Below are 16,808 nucleotides of genomic sequence, written 5' to 3'. Positions count from 1 at the left end.
AAGCTGATCGCGCCGATCGCCATGGAGACGGGCCTGCGCTTCGCCATCCGTGAAGGCGGCCGTACCGTCGGCTCGGGCGTCGTCGCGACGATCCTCGCGTAAGTTTTAAAGGCCACAGGGGCATAGCTCAATTGGCAGAGCGTCGGTCTCCAAAACCGAAGGTTGGGGGTTCGAGACCCTCTGCCCCTGCCAACCGCCGCTGATCACGACGGTTGGAATTTAAGGCTCAAAGCATCGGCCCGCGAGAGCGATCTCAGCGGGCCTTGCTGCTGATGGCTACGGCCAAGGCAGCGTCCGAATAGCCGCTTGAATGCGGTGCGTGAAAGTGAAGTGATGGCGAATCCTCCCCAAGTCGAAACCGTGACCAGCGGCGCCGATAAGGCCAAGCTGGCCGTTGCGGTGCTGCTGTTGATCGGCGCGCTGGTGGCCTACTACAGCCTCTCCAAGCAAGGCGCGCTGGTGCAGTGGGCTTCGCTCCTGGTGCTGCTGGCCGCCGGTGTGGCGGCGTTCTTCACGTCCGAGCACGGCAAGGCGCTGATCGCCTATGGCCGCGATTCGGCGCGCGAGGTCAAGAAGGTGGTCTGGCCTTCCCACAAGGAAGCGCGGCAGATGACGGGTTATGTGTTCGCCTTTGTTGTCGTCATGGCGCTCTTCCTGTGGACGACCGACAAGACGCTGGAATGGGTGCTCTACGACCTGATTCTGGGCTGGAAGCGCTGATCGACAACGACACGCAAGCGAAGGCAAGGAATCCAATGTCTGAAGAACAAGTCGTCACGACCGAAGCCCCGGCGGGTCTGCCCAAGCGCTGGTACGTCGTCCATGCCTATTCGGGCATGGAGAAAGCTGTCGAGCGCAATCTGCGCGAGCGCATTGATCGCGCCGGCATGCAGGACAAGTTCGGCCGCATCCTCGTGCCGACCGAAGAAGTCGTCGAGCTGAAGAACGGCAAGAAGGCCGTGACCGAGCGCCGCTTCTTTCCTGGCTATGTGCTGGTGGAGATGTCGATGGACGACGAATCCTGGCACCTGGTCAAGCACACGTCCAAGGTGACAGGCTTTGTAGGCGGCGCCAAGAACCGACCGGCGCCGATCTCGGAAGCCGAGGTCATGAAGATCGTCAACCAGATGCAGGAAGGCGTCGAGAAGCCGCGTCCCAAGGTCGAGTGGACGGTGGGCGAAGTCGTGCGCGTCAAGGATGGTCCTTTCACCGACTTCAACGGTTCGGTCGAAGAGGTCAACTACGACAAGTCCAAGGTGCGGGTGTCCGTCACCATCTTTGGCCGTGCAACGCCGGTCGAGCTGGACTTCGCGCAGGTCGAGAAGGTCTGAATTTCGGTTTGGCCGGCACCTCAAGCCGGCCCGTGATCAGTCTGCAACGAGAGGCGGACAAGAGGAGCAAAGGTAAGGACTTCGGTCCGAGTCCGATGCGCTAGCACTCAGGTGATCAGGCGAGGCCGCCCGGTCACTGGATTGGAGAAAACATGGCCAAGAAAATCGTCGGCTTCATCAAGCTGCAAGTGGCGGCAGGCAAGGCTAATCCCTCGCCGCCGGTGGGTCCCGCGCTGGGTCAGCGTGGCCTGAACATCATGGAATTCTGCAAGGCGTTCAACGCCCAGACTTCGGGCGCTGGCTTCGAGCCAGGCATGAAGCTGCCGGTGGTCATCACCGCTTTCGCAGACAAGAGCTTCACCTTCGTCATCAAGTCGCCCCCGGCGACCGTGCTGATCAAGAAGGCCGCCAAGATCGAGAAGGGCTCGCAGCGCCCGCATCTGGACAAGGTCGGCAAGCTGACCCGCGCCCAGCTGGAAGAGATCGCAACGATCAAGACCAAGGACCTGACGGCCGCCAGCATGGACGCCGCAGTCAAGACCATCGCCGGCTCTGCCCGCTCGATGGGCATCATCGTGGAAGGGGTTTGAACATGGCAAAGCTCACCAAGAAGCAAAAGGCGCTGGCTGGCAAGGTCGAGTCGACCAAGCTCTACGGCCTGACCGAAGCCCTGGACCTCGTCAAGGGCCTGGCCTCGGCCAAGTTCGATGAATCCATCGACGTCGCCGTTCAGCTTGGCATCGATGCCAAGAAGTCGGATCAGGTCGTTCGCGGCGCGGTCGTGATGCCCAACGGCACCGGCAAGACCAAGCGCGTCGCCGTCTTCGCCCAAGGCGCCAAGGCTGATGAAGCCCGCGCTGCTGGCGCCGATGTGGTCGGCATGGAAGACCTGGCCGAGCGCGTCAAGGCGGGCGACATGCCCTTCGACGTCGTCATTGCCTCGCCGGACACGATGCGTGTTGTCGGTACGCTGGGTCAGATCCTGGGCCCGCGCGGCTTGATGCCTAACCCGAAGGTCGGCACCGTGACCCCGGACGTGGCCACCGCCGTCAAGAACGCCAAGGCTGGCCAGGTCCAGTTCCGCGTCGACAAGGCCGGCATCATCCACGGCACCCTCGGCCGTCGCTCGTTCGACACCGACAAGCTGGAAGGCAACCTGCGCGCGCTGATCGAAGCTCTGAACAAGAGCAAGCCGGCGTCGAGCAAGGGCATCTACCTGCGCAAGGTGGCCGTGTCTTCGACGATGGGCGTTGGTGCCCGCGTCGACATCGCGTCGATCAACGCACAGGCCAACGCGGCCTGAGCTGCAACCAGGCCTTGATGGCCTGGTGAACTGAATCTGCGCGGGGCGAGTCTGGCCCCGGGCAACAAGATTGGTGGGGCGTCATTCCGGTTCGCCGGAGCGGCGCGTCATCCAAGACCGTTGGTGGAGACCCCTTAAATCCCGGTCCTCAAGCAATTGAGCCGGGAACCAACGCAGATGGCGGTCCCGCTGAAGGGTTTGCCGTTCCGAGTCATCGGAGTGGGTTTCCTGACAGATGGTCGCTAATTCCCTGGCGCTCACAAGCCGCAAGGCCGAGTGGGCAAATGTGAGGAGTAGACCTTGAGTCTCAATCGCAACGAGAAGGCAGCTGTTGTCTCCGACGTCGCAGCGCAAGCTGCCAAGTCGCAGACGCTGGCGTTGGCCGAGTACCGTGGCCTCACCGTGGAAGCCTTGAACAAGCTGCGCATCGACGCACGGTCCAAGGGTGTCTATCTTCACGTGCTGAAGAACACCCTGGCCCGTCGCGCCGTTGCCGGCACCCCGTTCGAGGCAGCCTCGGAGAGCATGGTCGGCCCGCTGATCTACAGCTTTTCGGAAGACGCTGTCGCGGCTGCCAAAGTCATCGCTGACTTTGCCAAGACCAACGACAAGCTCGTCATCAAGGGCGGTGCTTACGGCGGCAAGGCTCTGGACGTCAACGGCGTGAAAGCGCTGGCATCCGTCCCGAGCAAGGAAGTGCTGCTGTCGCAAATCGCTGGCCTGCTGATGTCGCCGGTGCAACGCGCCGCGGCTGTGCTGGCTGCCCTGGCTGCAAAGCGTGGCGAAGGCGCCGCTTCCCCGGAAGCTGCCGCCGAAGAAGCCCCGGCTGCGGCCTGATCGACGAATCACGCGCCTAACGTCAAGTCACGCGCAATCAATCTGTTTTAAGGAAATTCATCATGGCATTCGATAAAGACGCTTTCCTGGCCTCGCTGGACAGCATGACCGTTCTGGAACTGAACGACCTGGTCAAGGCAATCGAAGAGAAGTTCGGCGTGTCCGCCGCTTCGATGGCTGCCCCGGCCGCTGGCGGCGCTGGCGGCGGCGCTGCTGCCGCTGTTGAAGAGAAGACCGAATTCAACGTCGTGCTGCTCGAAGCCGGCGCTCAGAAGGTCTCCGTCATCAAGGCAGTTCGCGAAATCACCGGCCTGGGCCTCAAGGAAGCCAAGGACCTGGTCGACGGCGCTCCGAAGAACGTCAAGGAAGCCGTGGCCAAGGCCGACGGCGAAGCTGCTGTCAAGAAGCTGGTGGAAGCCGGCGCCAAGGCCGAACTCAAGTAATTCGGCCGGCGCTCGGCTACTGCGCGGGCCGATCTCGGGCCTTCGATGCTCGCCGTACGCAAGTACGGTTCCGCGTCTCAGACCCGACCTCGACCCGCTCGTGACGCCGCTCGCCGACCGAATCTGGGTTAAGCCTAGGTTCAAAAAGGGGTTGCCTTTGGGCTTCCCCTTTTTCGTCTTTGCGGGTTAATCCTGCTTGAGAACAGCTGAAAGCGCCGCGCACCGTATGATGCGCAGTTCTTTCAAGTGTTCTCTGATCCGACTGCAGAGAACCAGTTTGGTCGGACTTTGGTCAGCCCTTGTTGCGGGGCCAAAGTTGTCCGCCAGCGGTTGGTAGTGGCCAACCACCAAGCTAGGCATCCCCCCGTTCTGGGCGGATGTGCCAGCCAGTCGCCGACGCGGCTCGCCCCACGGCCAGGGGTGAGCTCGACACGGAGTGTTTATGGCGCAAGCAACCCCCTATAGCTATACCGAGCGCAAGCGGATCCGCAAGAGCTTCGGCAAGCGTGAGAGCGTTCTCAACGTTCCCTATCTGCTGACGATGCAGAAGGACAGCTACGTGGCCTTCCTGCAGAAGGACGTGGCCCCCGCCAAGCGCAAGCCCGAAGGGCTGCAGGCGGCTTTCCTCTCGGCGTTCCCGATTGTTTCGCACAACGGTTTCGTCGAGATGAAGTTCCTCGAGTTCAACATCGCCAAGCCGCCGTTCGACACCCGTGAGTGCCAGCAGCGTGGCTTGACCTATGCAGCGGCCGTACGCGCGCGCCTGCAAATGATCATCTATGACCGTGAGTCGCCCCAGGCGAAGACCGTCAAGGAGATCAAGGAGCAAGAGGTCTACATGGGCGAAGTGCCCCTGATGACCGACTACGGCAGCTTCATCGTCAACGGTACCGAGCGCGTCATCGTGTCGCAGCTGCACCGTTCGCCGGGCGTGTTCTTCGAGCACGACAAGGGCAAGACCCACAGCTCGGGCAAGCTGCTGTTCAGCGCCCGGATCATTCCCTATCGCGGCTCCTGGCTGGACTTCGAGTTCGACCCCAAGGACATCCTGTACTTCCGCGTCGACCGCCGCCGCAAGATGCCGGTCACCATCCTGCTCAAGGCCATCGGCCTGAAGCCGGAGCAGATCCTGGCCCACTTCTTCGTGTTCGACAACTTCCGCCTGATGGACGTTGGCGCGCAGTTGGAGTTCGTCGCTGACCGCCTGAAGGGTGAAGTCGCTCGCTTCGACATCGTCGACAAGTCGGGTGCCGTCATCGTCGAGAAGGACAAGCGCATCACGGCCCGCCATGCGCGCCAGCTGGAGCAATCCGGCACGCAGCACATCTCGGTGCCCGAGGACTTCCTGGTCGGCCGCGTGCTGGCCAAGAACATGATCGACGCCGACACCGGCGAGATCATTGCCAAGGCCAATGACGAGCTGACCGACGCGCTGCTGAAGAAGCTGCGCCAAGCCGGCGTCAAGGAAATCCAGTGCCTGTTCACGAACGAGCTGGACGAAGGTGCCTACATTTCGCAGACGCTGGCGTCCGACGAGACCGAGACCCAGCTGGCCGCCCGCGTCGCCATCTACCGCATGATGCGCCCCGGCGAGCCGCCGACGGAAGACGCCGTCGAGGCCCTGTTCAACCGCCTGTTCTACAGCACCGACACCTATGACCTGAGCCGTGTCGGCCGCATGAAGTTCAACGCGCGTGTCGGCCGTGACACGCCCGAGGGCAACATGAACCTGTCCAACGAGGACATCCTTGACGTCGTCAAGATCCTCGTCGAGCTGCGCAATGGCCGCGGCGAAGTGGACGACATCGACCACCTGGGCAACCGTCGCGTGCGTTGCGTGGGCGAACTGGCCGAAAACCAGTACCGCTCGGGCCTTGCCCGCATCGAGAAGGCCGTCAAGGAACGTCTGGGCCAGGCCGAGACCGAAGCCCTGATGCCTCACGACCTGATCAACTCCAAGCCGATCTCCGCGGCGCTCAAGGAGTTCTTCGGTGCGTCGCAGCTGTCGCAGTTCATGGACCAGACCAACCCGCTGTCGGAAATCACGCACAAGCGTCGTGTTTCCGCTCTTGGCCCGGGTGGTTTGACCCGCGAGCGCGCCGGCTTCGAAGTGCGTGACGTGCACCCGACCCACTACGGCCGTGTGTGCCCGATCGAAACGCCGGAAGGCCCGAACATCGGCCTGATCAACTCGCTGGCGCTGTTCGCTCAGCTCAACGAGTACGGTTTCCTGGAAACGCCTTACCGCCGCGTCGTCGACGGCAAGGTGACCGACCAGATCGACTACCTGTCCGCCATCGAGGAAGGCAAGTACGTCATCGCCCAGGCGAATGCGACGCTGAACCCGACCGGCGAACTGACGGACGAGCTGGTCTCGGCCCGTGAGAACGGCGAATCCGTGCTGACGCAGCCGGAACGCATCCAGTACATGGACGTGGCGCCGACGCAGATCGTGTCGGTCGCCGCCTCGCTCGTGCCCTTCCTGGAGCACGACGATGCGAACCGCGCGCTGATGGGCGCCAACATGCAGCGCCAAGCCGTGCCTGTGCTGCGTCCCGAGAAGGCTTTCGTGGGCACGGGCGTCGAGCGCGTGGCTGCGAAGGACTCCGGCACGGTGGTCGCGGCGCGCCGCGGCGGCGTGGTGGACTACGTCGACACCAACCGCATCGTCATTCGTGTGAACGACAACGAGACGGTGGCCGGTGAAGTCGGCGTCGACATCTACAACCTGATCAAGTACCAGCGTTCCAACCAGAACACGAACATCCACCAGCGTCCCATCGTCAAGCGTGGCGACAAGGTGGCGGCCGAGGACATCATTGCCGACGGCGCCTCCACGGACATCGGCGAGCTGGCCCTGGGCCAGAACATGCTGGTCGCGTTCATGCCCTGGAACGGCTACAACTTCGAGGACTCGATCCTCATCAGCGAACGCGTCATCGCCGAAGACCGCTACACCTCGATCCACATCGAGGAACTGGTGGTCAACGCGCGTGACACCAAGCTGGGCGCCGAGGAAATCACCCGCGACATCCCCAACCTGTCGGAGCAACAACTCGGCCGCCTGGACGAGTCGGGCATCGTCTACGTCGGTGCTGAGGTGAACCCGGGCGACGTGCTGGTCGGCAAGGTCACGCCCAAGGGTGAGACGACGCTGACGCCGGAAGAGAAGCTGCTGCGCGCCATCTTCGGCGAGAAGGCTTCGGACGTGAAGGACACGTCGCTGCGCGTCGACCAGGGCACGCAGGGCACGGTCATCGACGTGCAGGTCTTCACCCGTGAAGGCATCCAGCGCGACAAGCGCGCTCAGCAGATCATCGACGACGAGCTGAAGCGCTACCGCCTGGACCTGAACGACCAGCTGCGCATCGTCGAGAGCGACGCCTTCGACCGTATCGAGAAGCTGCTGGTCGGCAAGATCGCCAACGGCGGTCCGCAGAAGATCGCCAAGGGCACGGCCATCGACAAGGACTACCTGGCCTCGGTCGAGAAGTTCCACTGGTTCGACATCCGTCCGGCCGAGGAAGAGATTGCCAACCAGCTCGAGTCGATCAAGAACTCGCTCGACCAGACCCGCCACAGCTTCGACCTGGCTTTTGAAGAAAAGCGCAAGAAGCTGACGCAGGGCGACGAGCTGCCCGCCGGCGTGCTGAAGATGGTCAAGGTCTACCTGGCCGTCAAGCGCCGCTTGCAGCCGGGCGACAAGATGGCCGGCCGTCACGGCAACAAGGGCGTCGTGTCCAAGGTCACCCCGATCGAAGACATGCCCTACATGGCCGACGGCACGCCTGCCGACATCGTGCTGAACCCGCTGGGCGTCCCGTCGCGGATGAACGTGGGCCAGGTGCTGGAAGTGCATCTGGGCTGGGCCGGCAAGGGCATCGGCCAGCGCATCGGCGACATGCTGCAGCAGCACTCCAAGGTGGCCGAACTGCGCAAGCTGTTCGACCAGCTCTACAACCAGAGCGGTGGCAAGACCGAGCGCATCGAAGACCTGACGGACGACGAAGTGCTGGAGATGGCCGCCAACCTCGCCAAGGGCGTGCCCTTTGCGACGCCGGTCTTCGATGGTGCCAAGGAGGAAGAAATCCGCGGCATGCTGAAGCTGGCCTACCCGGACGACATCGCCGCCAAGAAGGGCTTGACCGACACACGCACCCAGGCCTGGTTGTGCGACGGCCGCACCGGCGAGCAGTTCGAGCGCCCCGTCACCGTCGGCTACATGCACGTCCTGAAGCTCCACCATCTGGTGGACGACAAGATGCACGCCCGTTCGACCGGCCCGTACTCGCTCGTCACGCAGCAACCGTTGGGCGGCAAGGCGCAGTTCGGCGGCCAGCGTTTCGGCGAAATGGAAGTCTGGGCGCTGGAAGCCTATGGCGCGTCCTACATCCTGCAGGAAATGCTGACGGTCAAGTCCGACGACGTGAACGGTCGCACCAAGGTGTACGAGTCCATCGTCAAGGGCGAACACGCCATCGAAGCCGGCATGCCGGAATCGTTCAATGTGCTGGTCAAGGAAATCCGTTCCCTTGGCATCGACATTGAACTGGTCAAGAACTAAGGAGCAGATGCATGAAGGGACTACTCGACCTATTCAAGCAATTCACCCCCGATGAGCATTTCGATGCCATCCAGATCGGCCTGGCTTCGCCGGAGAAGATCCGCAGCTGGTCGTTCGGCGAGGTGAAGAAGCCCGAGACCATCAACTACCGCACCTTCAAGCCTGAGCGCGACGGTCTGTTCTGCGCCAAGATCTTTGGCCCGATCAAGGACTACGAGTGCCTGTGCGGCAAGTACAAGCGCCTGAAGCATCGCGGCGTCATCTGCGAGAAGTGCGGCGTTGAAGTCACCCAGACCAAGGTTCGTCGTGACCGCATGGGCCACATCGACCTGGCTGCGCCCTGCGCGCACATCTGGTTCCTGAAGAGCCTGCCGTCGCGTCTGGGTCTGGTGCTCGACATGACGCTGCGCGACATCGAACGCGTTCTGTACTTCGAAGCGTACGTGGTCGTCGACCCGGGCATGACGCCGCTGAAGAAGTTCTCGATCATGACCGAGGACGACTACGACGCGAAGCGCATCGAATTCGGCGACGAGTTCATCGCGCTGATGGGCGCCGAGGGCATCAAGAACCTGCTGCAGGAAATGGATCTCGACATCGAGATCGATCGCCTGCGCAATGACATGACCGGCTCCGAGCTCAAGGTCAAGAAGAACTCCAAGCGCCTGAAGGTCATGGAGGCCTTCAAGAAGTCCGGCATCAAGCCGAACTGGATGGTGCTGGACGTGCTGCCCGTGCTGCCGCCGGACCTGCGTCCGCTGGTGCCGCTGGACGGCGGCCGCTTTGCGACTTCCGACCTGAACGACCTCTACCGTCGCGTCATCAACCGCAACAACCGCCTGGCCCGTCTGCTTGAGCTGAAGGCGCCTGAGATCATCGTGCGCAACGAAAAGCGCATGCTGCAGGAAGCCGTCGACTCGCTGCTGGACAACGGCCGCCGCGGCAAGGCGATGACCGGCGCGAACAAGCGTGCCCTCAAGTCGCTGGCCGACATGATCAAGGGCAAGAGCGGTCGCTTCCGTCAGAACTTGTTGGGCAAGCGCGTCGACTACTCGGGCCGTTCGGTCATCGTGGTCGGCCCGACGCTCAAGCTGCACCAGTGCGGCCTGCCCAAGCTGATGGCGCTTGAACTCTTCAAGCCCTTCATCTTCAGCCGTCTCGAAGCCATGGGCATCGCGACGACGATCAAGGCTGCGAAGAAGGAAGTCGAATCCGGCACGCCGGTGGTCTGGGACATCCTTGAAGAAGTCATCAAGGAGCACCCGGTCCTGCTGAACCGCGCCCCGACGCTGCACCGCCTCGGCATCCAGGCTTTTGAGCCCGTGCTGATCGAAGGCAAGGCCATCCAGCTGCACCCGCTCGTCTGCTCGGCTTTCAACGCCGACTTCGACGGTGACCAGATGGCCGTGCACGTGCCGCTGTCCATCGAAGCACAGATGGAAGCCCGCACGCTGATGCTGGCCTCCAACAACGTGCTGTTCCCGGCTTCCGGCGAACCGTCGATCGTGCCGTCGCAAGACGTGGTGCTGGGCCTGTACTACGCCACCCGCGAGCGCACCAACGGCAAGGGCGAGGGCATGATCTTCTCGGACATTCCCGAGATGATCCGTGCGCTGGAGAACGGTGCCGTCGAGATCACCGCCAAGATCAGCGTTCGCCTGGTCGAGTGGACCAAGGACAAGGACTCCGGCGAGTTCGTGGCAGAGACCAAGCTGACGGACACCACCGTTGGCCGTGCGCTGCTGTCCGAGATCCTGCCCAAGGGCCTGCCGTTCAGCAACATCAACAAGGCGCTCAAGAAGAAGGAGATCAGCAAGCTGATCAACACCTCCTTCCGCAAGTGCGGCCTGAAGGAAACCGTCGTGCTGGCCGACAAGCTGCTGCAAAGCGGCTTCAAGCTCGCGACGCGTGCCGGCATCTCGATCGCCATCGACGACATGCTGATCCCGAAGGAAAAGTACACGGTCATCGACCGCGCCGAGAAGGAAGTCAAGGAGATCGAGCAGCAGTACGTCTCGGGTCTCGTGACGGCCGGCGAGCGCTACAACAAGGTGGTCGACATCTGGGGCAAGGCCGGTGACGAAATCGGCAAGAAGATGATGGACCACCTCAAGGTCGAGAAGACGATCGACCGCCACGACAAGGAAGTGGTCCAGGAGTCCTTCAACTCGATCTACATGATGGCCGACTCGGGTGCGCGCGGTAGCGCGGCCCAGATCCGCCAGCTGGCCGGCATGCGCGGCCTGATGGCCAAGCCTGACGGCTCCATCATCGAGACCCCCATCACGGCGAACTTCCGTGAAGGCCTGAACGTGTTGCAGTACTTCATCTCCACCCACGGCGCCCGTAAGGGTCTGGCGGACACGGCCTTGAAGACCGCGAACTCCGGCTACCTGACGCGTCGCCTGGTCGACGTGACCCAGGATCTGGTCGTCATCGAGGACGACTGCGGCACCGACAACGGCATGGCCATGCGCGCCCTGGTCGAAGGTGGTGAAGTCATCGAATCGCTCCGTGACCGCGTCCTCGGCCGCGTCACCGCCATCGATGTCGTGCACCCCGAGACCCAGGCTTCTCTGCTGGGCGCCAGCCACATGCTGGACGAAGACACGCTCGATGTGCTCGAAGCCGCCGGTGTCGACGAGATCAAGGTCCGCACACCGCTGACCTGCGCCACGCGCTTCGGCCTTTGCGCCAAGTGCTATGGCCGCGACCTCGGCCGCGGCGGGCTGGTCAACGTCGGTGAGGCGGTTGGCGTCATCGCTGCGCAGTCCATCGGCGAACCGGGCACGCAGCTGACGATGCGGACCTTCCACATCGGCGGTGCGGCGTCGCGTGCAGCCGTGGCCTCCAGCGTCGAAGCCAAGTCGGACGGCATCGTCGGCTTCAACGCCACGATGCGCTACGTCACCAACGGCAAGGGCGAACTGGTGGTGATTTCCCGCTCCGGCGAGATCGTCATCTCCGACCCGCACGGCCGTGAGCGTGAGCGCCACAAGGTGCCCTACGGCGCGATCCTGAACATCAAGGCCAGCCAGACCATCAAGGCCGGCATCGTGCTCGCGAACTGGGACCCGCTGACCCGCCCGATCATCACGGAGTTCGCCGGCAAGGCGAAGTTCGAGAACGTCGAGGAAGGCGTGACCGTCGCCAAGCAGGTGGACGAGGTGACCGGTCTGTCGACCCTGGTCGTCATCGACCCGAAGCGCCGCGGCGCCGCCAAGGTCGTGCGCCCGCAGGTCAAGCTGCTGGACGCCGGTGGTCACGAGGTCAAGATCCCCGGTACCGACCACTCGGTGGCCATCGGCTTCCAGGTCGGCTCGCTGATCCAGATCCGCGACGGCCAGGAACTGCTGCCCGGTGAAGTGCTCGCCCGCATCCCGGTCGAAGGCCAGAAGACCCGTGACATTACCGGCGGTCTGCCGCGTGTCGCAGAACTCTTCGAAGCCCGCTCGCCCAAGGACGTCGGCGTGCTTGCCGAGCAGACCGGCACGGTGTCGTTCGGCAAGGAGACCAAGGGCAAGATTCGCCTGCAGATCACCGACCCGGACGGCAAGGCCCACGAGGAGCTCGTGCCCAAGGAAAAGAACATCCTGGTGCACGAAGGCCAGGTGGTGAACCGCGGCGAGCTGATCGTCGACGGCGCAGCAGACCCGCAGGACATCCTGCGCCTGCTGGGCATCGAGGAGCTGGCGCGCTACATCGTCGACGAGGTGCAGGACGTCTATCGACTCCAGGGCGTGAAGATCAACGACAAGCACATCGAGGTGATCGTTCGCCAGATGCTGCGCCGCGTGATGATCACCAACCCGGGCGATACGACCTACATCCTCAACGAGCAGGTCGAGCGCTCGGAGCTGCTGGACACCAACGATCGCATGCGCAAGGAAGGCAAGATGATTGCCACCCACGCGGATGTGCTGCTGGGCATCACCAAGGCTTCGCTGTCGACCGACTCCTTCATCTCGGCCGCTTCCTTCCAGGAAACGACCCGCGTGCTCACCGAGGCTGCCATCATGGGCAAGCGGGACGAGCTGCGCGGCCTGAAGGAAAACGTCATCGTCGGCCGCCTGATTCCGGCCGGTACCGGCATGGCCTTCCACGAGGCGCGCCGCGCCAAGGAAGCCATGGACGACGCCGAGCGCCGCGCCATTGCTTTGCAGGAGGCCGAGGAATTGGCCGCTGCACAGATGGCTGGCGTGGACGCTGGCGACCACTCGGCTGAGTAAGCCACGGGGCTTCGCCCCGCAAGCCGCCCCGGTTCAGGCCGTGGGCGGCTTTTTCTTTGTCAGCTCGCCTTCCAGAGTTCGGGCTTTTGTATGAGCAAGCCGCGCAGCTTGGCGCGCTTGGCCAATGCCAGCACTGCCTTGTCGCGCGAGATGAGCCAGCGGGCGTTGCAGGCCAACGCAAGATCGATGAACTTTTGGTCGTCTGGGTCGCGGCAGACAAGCCGGCCGGCCAGCGGTTGCGGCTCGGCATCGTCGACGTGCAGCGCGTGAGTGTCGAACTGCGCCTCAATGAAGGGCAGATCCGGCGCATAGCTCGCCGCCACGCCGCGGTTCAGCACATGGCGTATTTCGTCTCGCATCGCTGGTGACACCAGCCAGCGCAGCGCACCGGAGGTCACGCTGGCAACCAATGCCTGCACGCGGGCATCACGGAATACCAGCCAGTCCATGACGACCTGGGTGTCAATGACCATGGCGGGCCGGACATCGTCTGCTTCATCGACAAGGCATGCGGGCGAGGAGGGGGCATCCATCCGCCGAGCTTAACCGCGGGTCTTGTGCATGAAACCCCGGCGGTCTACAATCCTCGGCTCTCCGCCTTTTGGGCGGCGCATCGCTGCGCGTTCCAAAAATTCAGCGGGGCTCACAGACTTCAAACGGGAACAAGTCGTTTATGCCAACCATCAATCAACTGGTGCGCCACGGTCGAGAGGCCGAGGTCATCAAGTCCAAGTCGCCTGCGATGCAGAACTGCCCGCAGCGCCGCGGTGTCTGCACCCGCGTCTACACCACCACGCCGAAGAAGCCGAACTCCGCGCTGCGTAAGGTCGCCAAGGTGCGCCTGACCAACGGCTTCGAAGTCATTTCCTACATCGGCGGCGAAGGCCACAACCTCCAAGAACACAGCGTCGTGCTGGTTCGCGGCGGCCGCGTGAAGGACTTGCCTGGCGTGCGCTACCACATCGTCCGTGGTTCGCTCGACCTGCAAGGCGTCAAGGATCGCAAGCAATCGCGTTCCAAGTACGGCGCGAAGCGTCCGAAGAAGTAAATCGTTTGTTCGGCTCAGTCGCCATCGACTGAACCAACGTTGTTGCGGTTCGCTGAATGTCTCAGCAGCCGAGTAAGTGGATAGCCCCAGATGTCGGTGGTTGTCCAACGGAGTCAGGCCAACAAGCCGTCTCCAACTGAAGCAAAAGGAAGAGTGCCATGCCACGTCGTCGCGAAGTACCCAAGCGCGAAATCCTGCCGGACCCGAAGTTCGGTTCCGTCGATCTGTCCAAGTTCATGAACGTCATCATGGAATCGGGCAAGAAGGCCGTCGCCGAGCGCATCATTTACGGTGCCCTGGAGCAGGTCGAAAAGAAGATCGGCAAGGATCCGCTGGAAGTGTTCATGGTCGCCCTGAACAACGTGAAGCCCATGGTCGAAGTGAAGTCCCGCCGTGTCGGCGGTGCGAACTACCAAGTTCCCGTGGAAGTTCGCCCCGTTCGCCGGATGGCTCTCGCCATGCGCTGGCTGAAGGAATCCGCGCGCAAGCGCGGTGAGAAGTCGATGGCCCAGCGCCTCGCCAATGAACTGCTGGAGGCCGCTGAAGGCCGCGGCGGCGCAATGAAGAAGCGCGACGAAGTTCACCGCATGGCTGAAGCCAACAAGGCTTTCTCGCACTTCCGCTTCTAAACTCACCGCCTTTCGGCCGCCTCGGGTTTCTACCAACCCGCTGGCGGCTCATGTCTTCTGGAGCAAACCATGGCCCGCAAAACCCCCATCGAGCGCTACCGCAATATCGGTATCTCTGCGCACATCGATGCCGGCAAGACCACCACGACCGAACGCATCCTCTACTACACCGGTGTGAACCACAAGATCGGTGAGGTGCATGACGGCGCCGCCACGATGGACTGGATGGAGCAGGAGCAGGAGCGTGGCATCACGATCACGTCTGCTGCCACGACCTGCTTCTGGAAGGGCATGGACCTGGCTCGCCCCGAGCACCGCATCAACATCATCGACACGCCCGGCCACGTCGACTTCACGATTGAAGTCGAGCGCTCGATGCGCGTGCTTGACGGCGCCTGCATGGTCTATTGCGCCGTCGGTGGCGTGCAGCCGCAGTCGGAAACCGTCTGGCGCCAGGCCAACAAGTACAAGGTGCCCCGCCTCGCGTTCGTCAACAAGATGGACCGCACGGGTGCGAACTTCTTCAAGGTCTACGACCAGATGAAGCTGCGCCTGAAGGCGAACCCCGTGCCCGTCGTGATTCCCATCGGCGCCGAAGAAAACTTCACCGGCGTGATCGACCTCATCAAGATGAAGGCGATCATCTGGGACGAGGCCTCGCAGGGCATGAAGTTCAGCTACGAAGAGATTCCGGCTGAACTGCAGGCCGAGGCCGTCAAATGGCGCGAGAACCTCATCGAAGCCGCCGCCGAGTCCAGCGAAGAGCTGATGAACAAGTACCTGGAGTCGGGCGACCTGACCGAAGAGGAAGTCATCTCCGCCATTCGCAAGCGCACCATCGCTGCTGAAATCCAGCCGATGTTCTGTGGCACCGCCTTCAAGAACAAGGGCGTGCAGCGCATGCTGGACGGCGTGATTGACTTCATGCCTTCGCCCATCGACGTGCCGCCGGTTCCGGGCACGGACGAAGACGAAAAGGAAGTCGTCCGCAAGGCCGATGACAGCGAGAAATTCGCTGCGCTGGCTTTCAAGCTGATGACTGACCCCTACGTCGGCCAGCTGACCTTCGTGCGCGTCTACTCGGGCGTGCTGAAGTCGGGCGACTCCGTCTTCAACCCGATCCGCGGCAAAAAGGAGCGCATCGGCCGGATCCTGCAGATGCACGCCAACCAGCGCGAGGAAATCTCGGAGATTCTGGCCGGCGACATCGCCGCCTGCGTGGGCCTGAAGGACGTCACCACGGGCGAGACCCTGTGCGACCCGGAAAGCATCATCACGCTGGAAAAGATGGTCTTCCCCGAGCCCGTGATCTCGCAGGCTGTCGAGCCCAAGACCAAGGCCGACCAGGAAAAGATGGGTATCGCCCTTGGCCGTCTGGCTAAGGAAGACCCGTCCTTCCGTCTGCGCACCGATGAAGAGTCCGGCCAGACCATCATTTCCGGCATGGGCGAGTTGCACCTGGAAATCATCGTCGACCGCATGAAGCGCGAGTTCGGTGTGGAAGCCAACGTCGGCAAGCCGCAAGTGGCCTACCGCGAAACCATCCGCAAGACCGCCGCTGACGTCGAAGGCAAGTTCGTTCGCCAGTCCGGTGGTAAGGGCCAGTACGGCCACGTCGTGCTGACCGTCGAGCCGCAGGAGCCGGGCAAGGGCTTCGAGTTCGTCGACGCCATCAAGGGCGGTGTGGTTCCGCGTGAGTACATCCCCGCGGTCGAGAAGGGCGTCGTCGACACCCTGCCGAACGGCGTGCTGGCCGGCTACCCGGTCGTGGACGTCAAGGTCACGCTGACCTTCGGCTCCTACCACGATGTGGACTCGAACGAAAACGCGTTCAAGATGGCCGCCTCGATGGGCTTCAAGGAAGCCTGCCGTCGCGCCAGCCCGGTCATCCTCGAGCCGATGATGGCCGTGGAAGTGGAGACGCCGGAAGACTACGCCGGTACGGTCATGGGCGACCTGTCCAGCCGTCGTGGCATGGTGCAGGGCATGGACGACATGGTCGGTGGTGGCAAGGTCATCAAGGCCGAAGTCCCGCTGAGCGAAATGTTCGGCTACTCCACGTCGCTGCGCTCGGCCACGCAAGGTCGCGCCACGTACACGATGGAGTTCAAGCACTACTCCGAAGCGCCCAAGAACGTTGCCGACGCCATCATCACGGCGCGCGGCAAGGCTTGATCGACTTTTGAACTGAATCGTCTTTGCAGCGCTCCGCCCGTTCGGTCAGTCGGCGGGAGTCACGGGCGCTGTGGAAACGCTAAACCAACAGACTGACGAGATGCTCTTTTTGGAGATTTGAAATGGCAAAAGGCAAGTTTGAACGGACCAAGCCGCACGTCAATGTGGGCACGATCGGTCACGTTGACCACGGCAAGACGACGCTGACGGCAGCGATCGCGACCGTGCTGTCCAAGAAGTTCGGCGGCG

Annotated in this window: 13 protein-coding genes, 1 tRNA gene and 1 pseudogene; 14 read left to right on the top strand and 1 reads right to left on the bottom strand. The window is 62.8% G+C overall.

From position 1 onward, the window contains the following. The 10 genes and pseudogenes from ASC81_RS26540 to rpoC all read left to right on the top strand — a co-directional run. Window positions 1–102, top strand: a pseudogene (locus ASC81_RS26540) (elongation factor Tu); the annotation flags it as partial. Between the two features lie 14 nt (window positions 103–116). Then, window positions 117–192: transfer RNA gene (locus ASC81_RS09520), tRNA-Trp, on the top strand. 141 nt (window positions 193–333) lie between these two features. Beyond that, a complete protein-coding gene (gene secE, locus ASC81_RS09515) occupies window positions 334–720 on the top strand; it encodes a preprotein translocase subunit SecE (protein WP_056265796.1) in 387 nt (128 codons plus the stop codon). Between the two features lie 35 nt (window positions 721–755). Continuing rightward, window positions 756–1,331: a transcription termination/antitermination protein NusG gene (gene nusG / locus ASC81_RS09510; protein ID WP_056265792.1), complete on the top strand. Its 576-nt coding sequence runs from the start codon at window positions 756–758 to the stop codon at window positions 1,329–1,331. A gap of 152 nt (window positions 1,332–1,483) precedes the next feature. Next, window positions 1,484–1,921 carry a 50S ribosomal protein L11 gene (gene rplK, locus ASC81_RS09505; RefSeq protein ID WP_056265790.1) on the top strand — a complete coding sequence of 146 codons (438 nt, stop codon included), beginning with the start codon at window positions 1,484–1,486 and terminating at the stop codon, window positions 1,919–1,921. A gap of 2 nt (window positions 1,922–1,923) precedes the next feature. Continuing rightward, window positions 1,924–2,634, top strand: coding sequence for a 50S ribosomal protein L1 (gene rplA, locus ASC81_RS09500; RefSeq protein WP_056265787.1), 711 nt, complete (start codon window positions 1,924–1,926; stop codon window positions 2,632–2,634). Window positions 2,635–2,934: 300 nt separating this feature from the next. After that, a complete protein-coding gene (gene rplJ, locus ASC81_RS09495) occupies window positions 2,935–3,471 on the top strand; it encodes a 50S ribosomal protein L10 (protein ID WP_056265784.1) in 537 nt (178 codons plus the stop codon). 62 nt (window positions 3,472–3,533) lie between these two features. After that, complete coding sequence (gene rplL, locus ASC81_RS09490; protein WP_056265781.1) at window positions 3,534–3,914, top strand: 50S ribosomal protein L7/L12; 381 nt, start codon at window positions 3,534–3,536, stop codon at window positions 3,912–3,914. A gap of 442 nt (window positions 3,915–4,356) precedes the next feature. Then, window positions 4,357–8,478: a DNA-directed RNA polymerase subunit beta gene (gene rpoB, locus ASC81_RS09485; RefSeq protein ID WP_056265778.1), complete on the top strand. Its 4,122-nt coding sequence runs from the start codon at window positions 4,357–4,359 to the stop codon at window positions 8,476–8,478. A gap of 11 nt (window positions 8,479–8,489) precedes the next feature. Beyond that, complete coding sequence (gene rpoC / locus ASC81_RS09480) at window positions 8,490–12,707, top strand: DNA-directed RNA polymerase subunit beta' (RefSeq protein ID WP_056265775.1); 4,218 nt, start codon at window positions 8,490–8,492, stop codon at window positions 12,705–12,707. Between the two features lie 59 nt (window positions 12,708–12,766). Here rpoC and ASC81_RS09475 read toward each other — a convergent pair whose 3' ends face one another. Continuing rightward, entirely contained in the window at window positions 12,767–13,180 is a 414-nt protein-coding gene (locus tag ASC81_RS09475) for a putative toxin-antitoxin system toxin component, PIN family (RefSeq protein WP_056265773.1), read from the bottom strand. A gap of 200 nt (window positions 13,181–13,380) precedes the next feature. Here ASC81_RS09475 and rpsL point away from each other — a divergent pair, with 200 nt between their 5' ends. The 4 genes from rpsL to ASC81_RS09455 all read left to right on the top strand — a co-directional run. Beyond that, window positions 13,381–13,755, top strand: coding sequence for a 30S ribosomal protein S12 (rpsL, locus tag ASC81_RS09470; protein WP_056265769.1), 375 nt, complete (start codon window positions 13,381–13,383; stop codon window positions 13,753–13,755). Between the two features lie 158 nt (window positions 13,756–13,913). After that, complete coding sequence (gene rpsG / locus ASC81_RS09465; protein WP_056194782.1) at window positions 13,914–14,384, top strand: 30S ribosomal protein S7; 471 nt, start codon at window positions 13,914–13,916, stop codon at window positions 14,382–14,384. Between the two features lie 69 nt (window positions 14,385–14,453). Next, complete coding sequence (fusA, locus tag ASC81_RS09460; protein WP_056265765.1) at window positions 14,454–16,559, top strand: elongation factor G; 2,106 nt, start codon at window positions 14,454–14,456, stop codon at window positions 16,557–16,559. Window positions 16,560–16,681: 122 nt separating this feature from the next. Further along, window positions 16,682–16,808: GTP-binding protein (locus tag ASC81_RS09455; protein ID WP_229427325.1), on the top strand; the 127-nt coding region annotated here is incomplete at its 3' end.

Origin of the sequence: Pelomonas sp. Root405, assembly GCF_001425165.1 — a bacterium.
GTDB lineage: Bacteria > Pseudomonadota > Gammaproteobacteria > Burkholderiales > Burkholderiaceae_C > Pelomonas.
This window is presented reverse-complemented; position numbering and strand designations above follow the sequence as displayed.